This is a genomic window from Acinetobacter variabilis, assembly GCF_000369625.1.
Classification (GTDB): Bacteria; Pseudomonadota; Gammaproteobacteria; order Pseudomonadales; family Moraxellaceae; genus Acinetobacter; species Acinetobacter variabilis.
Map to the genome: position 1 here is coordinate 1800878 of NZ_KB850113.1, position 12081 is coordinate 1812958.

General features: G+C 41.8%; 15 protein-coding genes. 6 read left to right on the forward strand and 9 right to left on the reverse strand.

The window, feature by feature from the left end:
* Positions 1-54 precede the first annotated feature (54 nt).
* Positions 55-411, forward strand: a complete 357-nt coding sequence (locus F897_RS14385) for a YbjQ family protein (RefSeq protein WP_005236903.1) — start codon at positions 55-57, stop codon at positions 409-411.
* A gap of 3 nt (positions 412-414) precedes the next feature.
* The gene (locus F897_RS14390; protein WP_005236904.1) at positions 415-852 is read left to right on the forward strand and encodes a YbjQ family protein; all 438 of its coding nucleotides are present in this window, start codon (positions 415-417) and stop codon (positions 850-852) included.
* On the opposite strand, the gene def is transcribed toward F897_RS14390, so the two are convergent.
* Positions 853-1341 (reverse strand): peptide deformylase, encoded by a 489-nt coding sequence (def, locus tag F897_RS14395; RefSeq protein WP_005236905.1) that lies wholly within the window; start codon positions 1339-1341, stop codon positions 853-855.
* A 317-nt stretch (positions 1342-1658) separates the two neighbouring features.
* Between def and F897_RS14400 the strand changes: the two genes are divergently transcribed.
* Positions 1659-2936 carry an MFS transporter gene (locus F897_RS14400; RefSeq protein ID WP_005236907.1) on the forward strand — a complete coding sequence of 426 codons (1278 nt, stop codon included), beginning with the start codon at positions 1659-1661 and terminating at the stop codon, positions 2934-2936.
* A 52-nt stretch (positions 2937-2988) separates the two neighbouring features.
* Here F897_RS14400 and F897_RS14405 read toward each other — a convergent pair whose 3' ends face one another.
* A complete protein-coding gene (locus F897_RS14405; RefSeq protein ID WP_005236909.1) occupies positions 2989-3486 on the reverse strand; it encodes a DUF2505 family protein in 498 nt (165 codons plus the stop codon).
* A 138-nt stretch (positions 3487-3624) separates the two neighbouring features.
* Positions 3625-3897 carry a hypothetical protein gene (locus F897_RS14410; RefSeq protein WP_005236925.1) on the reverse strand — a complete coding sequence of 91 codons (273 nt, stop codon included), beginning with the start codon at positions 3895-3897 and terminating at the stop codon, positions 3625-3627.
* A gap of 157 nt (positions 3898-4054) precedes the next feature.
* Between F897_RS14410 and F897_RS14415 the strand changes: the two genes are divergently transcribed.
* On the forward strand, positions 4055-4936 hold the full coding sequence (locus F897_RS14415) for an alpha/beta hydrolase family protein (RefSeq protein WP_005236941.1): 882 nt from the start codon (positions 4055-4057) through the stop codon (positions 4934-4936).
* Between the two features lie 34 nt (positions 4937-4970).
* Here the strand turns inward: F897_RS14415 and F897_RS14420 are convergent, their stop codons facing one another.
* Positions 4971-5456, reverse strand: coding sequence for a hypothetical protein (locus F897_RS14420; RefSeq protein WP_034581222.1), 486 nt, complete (start codon positions 5454-5456; stop codon positions 4971-4973).
* A gap of 391 nt (positions 5457-5847) precedes the next feature.
* Here F897_RS14420 and F897_RS14425 point away from each other — a divergent pair, with 391 nt between their 5' ends.
* Positions 5848-6294 (forward strand): GNAT family N-acetyltransferase, encoded by a 447-nt coding sequence (locus tag F897_RS14425; RefSeq protein WP_005236945.1) that lies wholly within the window; start codon positions 5848-5850, stop codon positions 6292-6294.
* Positions 6295-6306: 12 nt separating this feature from the next.
* Here F897_RS14425 and F897_RS14430 read toward each other — a convergent pair whose 3' ends face one another.
* From F897_RS14430 to F897_RS14450, 5 genes are all read right to left on the reverse strand, one after another.
* The gene (locus F897_RS14430) at positions 6307-8142 is read right to left on the reverse strand and encodes a sensor domain-containing diguanylate cyclase (RefSeq protein ID WP_005236952.1); all 1836 of its coding nucleotides are present in this window, start codon (positions 8140-8142) and stop codon (positions 6307-6309) included.
* A gap of 173 nt (positions 8143-8315) precedes the next feature.
* Positions 8316-8654, reverse strand: a complete 339-nt coding sequence (locus F897_RS14435; RefSeq protein WP_004814829.1) for an FKBP-type peptidyl-prolyl cis-trans isomerase — start codon at positions 8652-8654, stop codon at positions 8316-8318.
* A 79-nt stretch (positions 8655-8733) separates the two neighbouring features.
* Positions 8734-9357 (reverse strand): MgtC/SapB family protein, encoded by a 624-nt coding sequence (locus F897_RS14440; protein WP_005236960.1) that lies wholly within the window; start codon positions 9355-9357, stop codon positions 8734-8736.
* A gap of 87 nt (positions 9358-9444) precedes the next feature.
* The gene (locus F897_RS14445; protein WP_005236962.1) at positions 9445-9975 is read right to left on the reverse strand and encodes a YaeQ family protein; all 531 of its coding nucleotides are present in this window, start codon (positions 9973-9975) and stop codon (positions 9445-9447) included.
* 100 nt (positions 9976-10075) lie between these two features.
* On the reverse strand, positions 10076-11080 hold the full coding sequence (locus F897_RS14450; protein ID WP_005236964.1) for a CobW family GTP-binding protein: 1005 nt from the start codon (positions 11078-11080) through the stop codon (positions 10076-10078).
* A gap of 391 nt (positions 11081-11471) precedes the next feature.
* Here F897_RS14450 and F897_RS14455 point away from each other — a divergent pair, with 391 nt between their 5' ends.
* On the forward strand, positions 11472-11726 hold the full coding sequence (locus F897_RS14455; RefSeq protein ID WP_005236966.1) for a hypothetical protein: 255 nt from the start codon (positions 11472-11474) through the stop codon (positions 11724-11726).
* Positions 11727-12081 lie beyond the last annotated feature (355 nt).

Sequence of the window (12081 nt, forward strand, 5' to 3'; positions counted from 1 at the left end):
TCAAAGGAGATTTTCTATCTTCATGATTATATGATTGATTAAGAAGATATCTGCATGTTGTTGAGTAATCTGGAATCTGTACCGGGACATACCATTCGCCAACAGATTGATGTGGTCTATGGCAGTACTGTGCGCAGTAAACATGTTGGACGCGATTTACTGGCTGGTCTAAAAAATATTGTCGGTGGTGAGTTGACCGCTTATACCGAATTACTGGAAGAATCCCGTCAGGAAGCTATGAACCGGATGATTGAAAAAGCCCGCAGTATGGGTGCCAATGCGATTGTGGGTATTCGTTTTTCTACCTCAAATATTGCCCAAGGTGCTTCTGAACTGTTTGTGTATGGCACTGCAGTCATCGTTGATCCGGTCATACCTAAACTACCTGATCCATTTCCACAGGCGAACTAATGCATGGACGGATTGATTATACAGATTGTCATTTTTGCCATTCTGTTCAGCGTGGGTTTCGGTTTTGGTCGCTTTAACGAGCGCAAGCATCTGCAATATCTGGATGAACAGGAACAGCGTTTGGCTTATATCCGGGTCAATAATAGCCGCTTCATCGAATCTACACTCCCCGGTCATATGATCAGCAGCAATGTGGTGATTTCACATGATTACTTTAAATATGCGATTGCTAATGTGCAAAACATGCTAGGTGGTCGTTTGACCAGTTATGAGAGTGTCGTTGAACGGGCGCGACGTGAAGCTATAGTACGATTAAAATTGGAAGCAGAGAAAATAGGCGCTGACCAGATTATGGGAATTCGACTCAGTACTACCGAACTTGGCATGCAAGGCGGTATGGTTGAAGTCTTCGCTTATGGCACCGCAATTCAAGCCAAGTAATTATGCTTCTGCAAGCTTCTCTATAAATAAAATTCCATTCAGGTGATCAATTTCATGCTGTACAATTCGTGCCGGAAAGCCTTTAAACGACTGAACCACTTCATTTCCCTCTAACGTAAAATAACGTACCTCAACCTCTTCTGCTCGAGCGACCCTCCCTCTTTGTTCGGGCACACTTAAACAGCCTTCCTCACCCAATACTTGCGTAGCTGAAGCACTGATAATCTCCGGATTGATCATGGTCACAGCTTCCATATACGGCGCCTCCGGATAACGTAAATTGGGCCGTGATGCGACCATAATAATGCGTTTAGAGACATAAACCTGCGGTGCTGCAATGCCCACGCCCTGACGGTGCTGCATGGTTTCCATCAAGGCGCTGTTAAATTGCCGCAACCAGTCACTGTCAAATTCAGCCTGTGTGACCGGACTGGCAATTAGGGTTAAAATGGCCTCACCTTGCTGTGCCACCGCCAAGGTATTTGTCATCGCGCTATCCTGTAATTTTTTCATCCAACTCTATCTTAGAGGGAAAGTTACAGAATGAACATCATACTAAAATGAATAAATACGTTTAAAAAAGATAAGCTGTATTTTAAGTAATGTTTCGGACTCCAGCTTATTGTTACCTTAAAAACTTCACTTGAAAGGAAAATAATTAATCAAAACATTCCAAATAATTTTATTCATTTAAATTTTAATAAATTTTAGTTTAGATTAAACAAAGAAAGATTGATTATTCAAGAAAATAACCCTTCTTTAAAATCAGCAATCAAGTCATGGATATTAAATAATGGAACGACTACATGAATGCACAACCCTATCTGAGCCGTGCTGATAAACGCACCCTCGGACTATCGTCCCTAGGTGGCGCACTGGAATTCTATGATTTTGTCATTTATGTGTTCTACGCCAAATTGATCTCTGAACTGTTCTTTCCAAGTACCCTGAGTCCGTTTTGGGCCATGCTAAATACCTATGGCATCTTTGCCGCAGGCTATTTCTTTCGCCCACTCGGCGGTGTGGTGATGGCGCATTTTGGGGATCTGATCGGTCGTAAAAGACTATTCAGTTTATCCATCTTGCTGATGGCGCTACCGACCCTCATGATTGGGATCATGCCAACCTTTGAAAGTATTGGTTATGCTGCACCATTGTTGCTGCTATTGATGCGTGTTGTTCAAGGTATTGCGATTGGTGGTGAAATTCCGGCTGCCTGGACCTTTGTGTCTGAGCATGTGCCTGAAGGCCGAATTGGGATTGCCAATGGCTTGCTGACCGCAGGCCTATCACTCGGAATTCTACTCGGTGCCCTAATGTCGCTGTTTATTTCCTTACAGTTCACTGAAGCGGAAATCAAAGACTGGGCTTGGCGCGTTCCCTTCATTCTAGGTGGGATTTTTGGTTTTGTGGCACTGTACCTACGTAGTTATTTGAAAGAAACTCCAGTCTTTAAAGCCATGCAGGCGAAAAAAGAACTGGCGAAAGAATTACCAGTCAAACAGGTACTGTTAAGCCACAAAACTGCTGTAGGCATTGGGATGTTATTTACCTGGTTCCTGACCGGCTGTGTGGTGGTCTTGATTCTGGCGATGCCAAATTTACTGGTGGTCAGTTTTGGCTTCGAACGTGCTGATGCATTCAAGATGCAAAGTGCTGCAATCCTAATGCAAATGCTCGGCTGCATTATCGCTGGTGTACTGGCTGACCGTTTCGGTGCAGGCAAGGTCATTTTACTTGGCTCTATTTTTGTCGCGGCAATGGCTGGGATTTTTTATCACAGTCTGGGTCATGTTGAAGCGTCAACGGTGTTCATGCTTTACATGTTGCTCGGTCTAAGCTCAGGAACCGTGGGCATGGTGTCTTATAGCATGGTGAAAATGTTCCCGGCACAAATCCGTTTCAGCGGAATTTCATTTTCCTATAATCTGGCCTATGCGATTGCAGGTGGAATCACCTTGCCACTGGTGCAATGGTTGAGCCTATATAGCAATATTGGTGCCCTGTACTATATCTGGACTGTGTGTCTAGTGACCCTATTCACTGCCCTGCTTTACCGCAGTAAATTTGAAAAAACAGCTTAAAATAACAAAGAGCCTGACTTACAGGCTCTTTTTTAAGTGAGAATGTACGAATTTAAGCTTTCAGATTCTTGCGTAGCTCATCTTCCACAATGCTGATCTCGATCTCACTGAATTTACGGATTTCACCTTCGGCATGTTTTTCCAGCATGCCACCGACCAAAGGCACTTTCACATTCACCGTCCAGTTCAACTGGAACTGAATCTGCTGTTCATCACCTGTAACGGCACGCTGACATTTAGCTTCAATCGGCAGATTGGCACCTAGTTCCACGACTGAAGTCATTTCTTCTAGATTGCTAACATCGGTACGCTGCAAGCGAAACGCATCTTTCAGCAGTTTCTTGGCAATATCTGGGATTTTGACATCCAGATTGTAGGCACGCTTCAGGGTATACAGATGTCCCTGCTTTTCTGAAACCAGAATTTCCATATTTTGAGCAGGGATTCGATGACAAACCGCTTCATGCAAACTGATGTCATTTGCCAGACGTTTAAACTCATCAATCGAAACACCACGAATAATTGCGTTTACGGTAAACTGGTGGGCCATATCTATTTTCCTTATTTTTATTAGGGGTTATGGACTCAAATTAAGTCAAATGAATCATCTGACAGAGAAGATAAGCTATTTAAGTCAATTTTACATCGGCTGTCATTATTTTTTTATTGAGAAAAATTGGCATTGAGGTCAATGTTTCCAGGCAATTTTTGCAGATATACAGGGTCCACAACTGAGTAAAAGCTGAACTTCACGATACTCAATGACCGCATGAAATTCTTCTGCCCCATCATCTAGGCCAGAAGCATACCAGACCGTGCCCGCAGGAAATTTCTTTAACCAGCTGGTCTTATAAAAATCAGAAACGGAATCAAACTGTAAATAGTGTTCCGGTTCAGCTTCAACCTGAGTCGCTAAAGCCATAAATTTCTGTAATTGTGCCTGATGAAAATCAATCAGCATGAGGCAGCCCTTCCTTTTGTATGAGGAGATTACATGCCATATAGGTAAGCATAGATGTCATTTACGACTCATGAGTTTTGACATCATGGCTTAGATCAGATTAAAAATAATATAGATTCACCTCCCCTGATTCAATCCACGTATAAGGATATCCAGTATGCAACAAGGAAAAGTTCAGGTCGAAACCGTGCAGTTTCTGGCAGAAGATGGCTATACCTTAACCGGCAAGCTTTACCGCAGTGAATATGCCAAAGCCAATATTGTCATCGCCTGTGCGACAGGTGTTCCCCAAGCTTTTTACCGGCGCTTTGCCGATTATGCAGCACGAGCAGGTTTTCAGGTACTGACTTTTGATTATCGTGGGGTGGCTGATTCTGCACCCAAACGTTTAAAGAATTTTAAAATGTCCTATTTAGACTGGGGACAATATGATCTCAGCGCTGCGATTGATTATCTTAGCAAAACCGGTCTGGATATTTATATGATTGGCCACTCCTATGGCGGGCAGGCTTTGGGATTAAGTAAATATCATGATCGCATTGAAGCAATGTACTGCTTTGGCACCGGTGCTGGCTGGCATGGTTATATGCCTTTAACTGAAAGAATCAAGGTTCAGGTAATCTGGAATATTGTTTTTCCACCGATGGTAGCGGTGACAGGCTATTTGCCATGGAGTCGTTTAAATATGGGCGCCGACTTACCGCGTGATGTCTATCGTCAGTGGCGCAAATGGTGCAAAAATCCAACCTATTTCTTTGCCGATCCTGAACTGAAAGACCTACATGCCCATTATGCCGCGGTAAAAACACCTATTTATGCCGTAGCCGCACTCGATGATGCCTGGGCCTTACCTAAATCCAGACAAGCCTTTATACAACATTACCGTCAGGCCTCGTTGCATTATATTGATATTCAGGCGACCGATTATGGACTCAAACACATTGGACATATGGGTTATTTCCGTCAGGGCGCAGAACAGCTCTGGGATGAAGTGCTCGCTAAGTTCAGTGAATTACATCAACTCAAAAATGCAGCTTGATTTTAGTCTCTAGAGTATTTAAGCATTTAGCTGCTTAAGCATAATATGCCTGTTGAATATCGGTTCTGATTTCCTGACGGTGTTCCTCGCCGAAACGGTCGACATGGGCATAAAATACCCCATAACGGCCGACATAATATTCCAGTGACTGGTCATAAAAATTCCAGAAAATTGACCATTCGCCTAAATCCATCTGACGGATTTGTGTACCGGTATGCATCGGCATCTTACGGAGCAGTTCCTGCTGTAACTGCTCTGCTTCATTGCGATCCTGAATCTGAACCTGATGTTGGAAAAATAATTGCGCCACATCATCAAACAGTTCCAGCTCATAGGCATCGACCACATGCAATGTTTCCTGAGACTCAGGTTGACTCTCTTCAGTACTGCTGGAAATCGGATCCTCTTTTTCGACACGTTTAGTCTTTACATAGCGCTGGGTTTTATAGATTTTCATGCCGATAAACCAGGTCGCATACAGTATCAGGGCTAGACATGAAAAAATCAGGAATTTAAGAATCATTGATCATCTCGTGTAGTTAATTTTATTTTTATCACGGTCTGCCAATTCTTGATTTGGCGATCTTCTTCCAAATTAACACAAGTCTATTTTTTGTACAGCAAACTTGAGGATTTTTTTAGATCTTCTTGGATTTTTTTCTTCGGTTGAGCCTTATTTCCCAGTATTCAATTTGAAATAAGGATCTAAAATCTTGTTAAAAATTAGAATGAATCCAGAAAGCCAATATTGATCAGGATAAATAAATCAGACAAATCACTACAGAATCGATCATCAACTCTGGATTCTTTAGCAAATGCACTCAAAAAGCTACACGATTGGTATTTGTTTTTTTGAGCATTTTCCTTCAAATAAAAGATCCCTCTTTATGGTCGAGTAACTGAATAAAATTATGATTCGTGAAGGGAAGATTCAAGATATACCTCAAATAATTCAGGTCATCCACGACAGTATTCAATCCTGTATTTTGGATCATCAACGTGAAGACAGCGTGATCCAACGCTGGCTGGAGCAGTTTAATCACGCCCAGCTGATTGTGGAAATGCTTTATAACGACTGCTGGGTGTATATTTTAAATGATCAGATTGTCGGCTTTTTGCTGGTCAGTGACACTGGAGAAATCCTGATGCACTATGTGGCTGCACGTTTCCAGCGACTCGGGTTTGGCACCCAGCTTTTTGATCAGATGCACAAATCCTTAGTGCATAAAAATATCCATAAAATTAAAGTCCAATCGACTCAAACAGCTTTAAGTTATTATCAAAAAAATGGATTTTTCTCACCGAATCATCAATCGGAAAATGAAGAAAATTATCATTTATATAAATACGCTTTTTAAAATTAAAAAATTTTATGCCATTTTAAGTTGATCTCGCCCTGCCTGCTTAGCCGCGTATAACTGCACATCTGCCGCTTTCATCAGTGCATGAATATCTGGATAGGGATGTGTTTGATCCATCCAGGAAATACCCATGCTGACCGTGACATAAGATTTATCATCTGTTCGATTTAAGTGTTCAAATTGCTGTTCGCGAATCTTGTGCAAGACTTTTTCCAGAAACTCTAAGGCTGCCTGAACAGGTACATCAGTGAGTAGAATCGCAAATTCTTCTCCACCATAACGGGCTAAATACGCGGATTCAGGGAGTACCGTCTGAATGACCTTGACCAGATTCTGTAAAATTTCATCTCCTTTTAAGTGCCCATAATAGTCATTGTAGTTTTTAAAATAGTCGACATCGAGCATGGCAAAAATCAGTGTACTGTGTGGATGTTGCTGACAGTATAAAAACTGCTGCTGGATTTGGTCATTTAAAGCACGACGGTTAAAGGCACCCGTCAAAGCATCAATATTCACCTGATGTTCGAGTTTGGCATTCAGTTCACGTAATTGCTCGGTACGTGCTTTGACTTTCTGATCCAGTGAACTGTTCAAGATCATTAATTTATTATTCAGTCGCTCGGTATGGTAGGTTTGATGGGCATAATTACGAGATTGTTGAAACATAATGATCAAGACATACAGGCTGGTCGAAATAAATGACAGATGCACGCTCTCAATTACATTCAGTAATACCAGATAATCATTAAGAAAGGTCACACACAGAAAGATGATGGCAAACAGGTTAGTGAACGAATATTCATCTCCTTGAGAAAGTGTCACATAAAACCCGTAAATAAAATTACCCAGTATCACCAGACCATAGATAACGCTATACAAAGCCAGACGCTCAAAAACTTCTGGTGTACTAAACAAGGTTACTGCGATATTAAAAATCAGTAATCCCGCACCTACGTAATAAATTGAACGTCGGATATAACGTGGCTTAAACAGGTACATGTAGCTCAGGAAGAATAAGATTGCCAGAAAAGTGAACAGATATTCTAGACGAGCGCCCCATAACCAACTGATTTTACTTACAATGGCGTATGGATGTGGCGCAGAAAACAGATTATGCAGTGCCAAAAAAATAATAAATAAGCCAAAAATAAATACACTGCGGCTATTTCGCTCCACAGCTCCGCGAAACAGGGAAAATAAAATGGTAAATAGTCCTACACCCAGCACTGTGCCACAGACCAAAGCAATACTCAGCATTTGCAACATAAACTGTCGGTTAATGGTCGCAGAGGGGCCAATTTTCAGAGGCTTTTCTAGTCCGCCATGTAAATTGGTATAGTTGGAAACCTGAATACTTAAGGTAAAATATTCATTCTGTGGCACAAAAGATGCGATCTTAGGTGCCTTTTCAGTCACCTGCCCTGTCGGGGTTTTACTGATTTTACCAAGACGCAGCAAGATATCCCCATTTAAATAAATGCTATAAGCACCATACTGACTCGGAATCTGAATCGCTAATCGTTGTCCGATAAATTTTTTGGGAATTTTAAAATGGCTAATAAAAGTGCCATAAGTGGCATTGGTTCCGGTGAGACTCTTGAATGAAGCTGGAAGTTCAACTACTTGTGATTCGAGTTCAGGATCTGGTTGCTCAATGAACTGACGTGGATAGAACTGCCATTTGCCTTGCAACAAGGTGGTACTATCTTCATCAAATTTTAGTTCGGTGACCTCATTCTGATGAGCTAGGAAATAAGATTCTGGAGCAGCATCATATTGAGCCCACACGATCCGTGTAGTCCCCATCAAAAATATCAGCATCAACCACGATGCCAATATCAGCATAATCCCCCTAAACCTGAGCAAAAAGACCATCCTGTAGCTACTGTTATTAATTCTAATGTACGTGGAATGTTGGATATTGCCAATGATTTTTCATATAAAAAGGCAGGATAACCGACGAGCTATCCTGCTGCTGAATTCCTGACATATTGTACTGTTCAGAAAGTCACATAATATCAGTCACGTGTTTTAACGTCATACAGTTCGATTTCAAAAATCAGGTTGGAATTTGCCGGGATAATGTTCCCCATTTTACGTTCACCATAAGCCAGATGAGCAGGTACGATCAGCTTACGTTTGCCCCCCACTTTCATGCCGATGATACCTTGATCCCAGCCTTTAATCACACGACCAGTGCCGATGACCGTCTCAAAATAATTACCACGATCCAGCGATGAATCAAACTTGGTTCCATCTTCCAGCCAGCCAGTGTAATGCGTGGTAATCAGTGCACCTTTTACCGCTTCTTTACCTTCACCCACCACCAGGTCAATAATTTCTAGTTCTTTGGTCATCGTCAATATCCTTCATTTTGCAAATAGCTCTAGTATAAACACGATTGAGCCAAATTCCTCAGACTTTAGCTCCAATGGATCAAAAGCTGAGTTCCTGAACCTTCTTATCCTGTAATAAATACTGGGTTAATTTCTGGTGATTTTTAGCCGAACCCATCAGGATCCAGCGGCCTGTGATCCGCCGGTCGATTTTTTGCTGGCTGGAATGGATGACTTTTAATTTGTATTGTTTAAACAGTTTTTCATAATGATCTGGTTCATGCTGTTCAAAAGGACAGACAATTTCGTAGTTACGTTCCTGATTCAGAGATTCAATGCCGCGTTGTACATACATCAGCAAAACCAGCACCGTCATGACAATAAAGGTCGCCCAAATACTTAACAGCTCATAGCCAGCACCAACTGCCATGCCCAGTGCAGCTGTCATCCAGATTGTGGTTGCAGTGGTAATCCCAGAAATCCGGTTATCATCTTTTAAAATCACTCCGGCTCCCAGAAAACCCAGGCCAGTTAAGACATTGGCTGCCAGACGGTCGGGGTTGGCGACGCCGATTTTTAAGGAAATAATAGTAAATAGACAAGAACTCAGACTGACCATGATCATGGTGCGCAGTCCGGCAGATTTACTATGATATTCCCGTTCCGCTCCAATAACCGCACCAATCACGACTGCTAACAGCAAATCATAAAGTTCATGATACATGCTTCGTCCCTGGAACTTATTATTCTCTCCAGATATACGAAATATTGGGGCGAGGACACAAGTCGAAACTTGCATCCTTGTGAGTTGTTATTGTAACTGTTCCCATTCAATTATAGCTTGGGCGTGATCACCGATTAGGGTCCATTCACCATCCATGATATTTAGTTGCAGCTGCATGGTACGTTCGCATAACTGTTGTACCGCTTCAGTGCTGGCGGTTGAAATTTTCCAGACCTCAACATTTGATAAAGTTTTCAATTTGGAATTACGTTTATACCATTCATCAACTGAAGAACCATAAGCAACTACTGCGACCTGCTTGCAACGCGCACTGGCTTTCTTGACTTTATCTTCGTCAGGAAAACCTACTTCGATCCATTTCAATAATTGGCCAGTCAGGTCTTTTTCCCACAACGCTGGCTCATCAGTCTCAAACAGGTCTTTGGTAAATTCAAGCGCCTCGCCAGCAAAACGTGCATAAGCCAGAATACGTACCATCAGACGTTCAATGGTTTCCGAAGGATGCAGCGCCATCGTCAACTGATAGTCTTCATAACGATGGGTATCCATATCGGCAACATTCAAATCTGCCTTATAAATTGTCGCTTTTAACGCCATAACACAATCCTCAAATTTGGCGCCTAGCATATAAGATTTATTGATTTTTTGCTGGACAGATTTCGTCTTATCCAGCTATTTTCTACACGCAGATTCGAAGCTATTTTTCCTGATCAATCCGGCATTGCATTAAAGCAGTTTCAAATTCCAGCCAGTCATGTGAAGTCTGGTAAATCACTTCTACCCGGTTATCAATGCCTTCTTCAGCAGACTGATAATTAAACTGTTCAGGATTGAAATTAAAGCTTTTCCAGCCCTGATTGGTATTAAAAATCCCTTTGATTCTGAGCCAGTCCTGCTGCTCACAAAGCAAATCCAGCAGATTATAAAAATCAACCTGCCAGCGTTTCGGCAATTTCCAACCTGCCACCTGATAGCCTTGTGCACTTTCAACATAATGATAAGGCAACTGATGTACGACAGCCGGCACCTCTCCAGATATTTGGCGCTGTTGCTTGAGCAGTGGCTGGATCTGCCGTGGAGTACCCTGATAATCCTGTTTGATTTGCTCAATATCCAGCTGTCCGTTTTCTATCATCAGCCAGTGCTGGGCATATGGCTGATACTCAGACTTGAGTTCAGTTAAAGCAACATGATCAGTTTCAGTCATCAAATCAGCATGGGAAATGACCACTATATTGGCAACTTTCAGCTGATCCGCATACAGGTTCTGATGCGTCCAGTCCCGATCATGTAAACGTGAGCCATCCACCACGGTAACCAAAGATTGCATCTTTAAATGACTCTGCCAATGTGGTTCAGTGAGCTGTTCCAGCAGTTGTCCGGGATGTCCGAGTCCTGTAGGTTCAATAAATAGCCGGTCCGGTTTGGTTTCTGACAATAGCCGGGATAAAGCAATCTGCATCGGCAACTGACTGCTACAACATAAACAGCCACCCAGCAATTCTTTCACTGCATAGCCCTGATTCTGAGGCAGTAATTGCTGGTCGACGCCAATCTGACCAAATTCATTCATCAGCACAGCCCAGACTTCCTGCTCCGGTTTCTGGCTCAGTAAATATTTTAATAAAGTGGTTTTACCGGCACCTAAAAATCCGGAAATGATGTGTACAGGAATAGGCTGCTGAGCGGCAAGAACTTTCAAAATTGATTCTCAAAGATAGAATTAGAAGTAGTAAACCTGACTATTATAGAGCACTGGACTCTTGCAAAAGTGTTCATTTTTTTGGATGAGTAAATCCTGTTTATCTCAGTGCAAATAAAAATAACAGTTTGTAGTAAGTACTTTTTAGCCGTTAACTGGTTCACTTAAACGCTATATTTGAAATATTTACACACATTTCCAGCTAAAAATTTCCTATATATTTAACAGAAGAAAACAAATTTCCAGTGATTGTATTTGCTTGGTTAACAGCTTCGTGCGGCTTTTGTTAATTACTTTGCTCCGTAAAATTTTCATGCTTAGGATGAATTCCTGCCGGATTGATGTGATGGTCATTCGGCAGTTTATAAATGTAATAAAAAGGATGCTCAACATGAAATATGTACAAATCTTACTTGCAACAACGCTTACTGCAGCCGCAGCTACCAGTTTTGCAGCAAACAATACCACTGACACGAAGACCACTGAGGAACAGAAAGTCACTGTAACAACTCAGGAACTTCCTGCAACGAATAACCCAAATCCGAATGTAACCACGGCTGGACCTGCTGACCAGCCTGCTGCGTCTGAAGCTGCTACAGAAGACAAAGATGGTAAAAAAACGACTAAGTGGACATCGACTCGTTAATCAGGTTTAAAGCAACATCTCGTGCAGTAAATCTCCAGTAGGTTTGATCTATGCTGCCGGATGTAGACTGAGGCTGAATCATGCAACTGCGTGATTCAGCTTTTTTATATGTTATAGGCTGTTCACTATAGCCAAAAATGATCATAGGATTCATTCATCTTATGAATAGATTTAAATATTATCATTTATTATCAATAATTTATTAAAATTAAAATCTTTTCAACCAAATCTTTTTGATAGACATAACCTACTATGGACTAGCTTGTTTAGCGCTATTGATTGTTCCTTAATAGTCTCAATCCTGAATTGATTGAATGGACATTCGCGATGAGCAATACAAATTACACCACTGAAG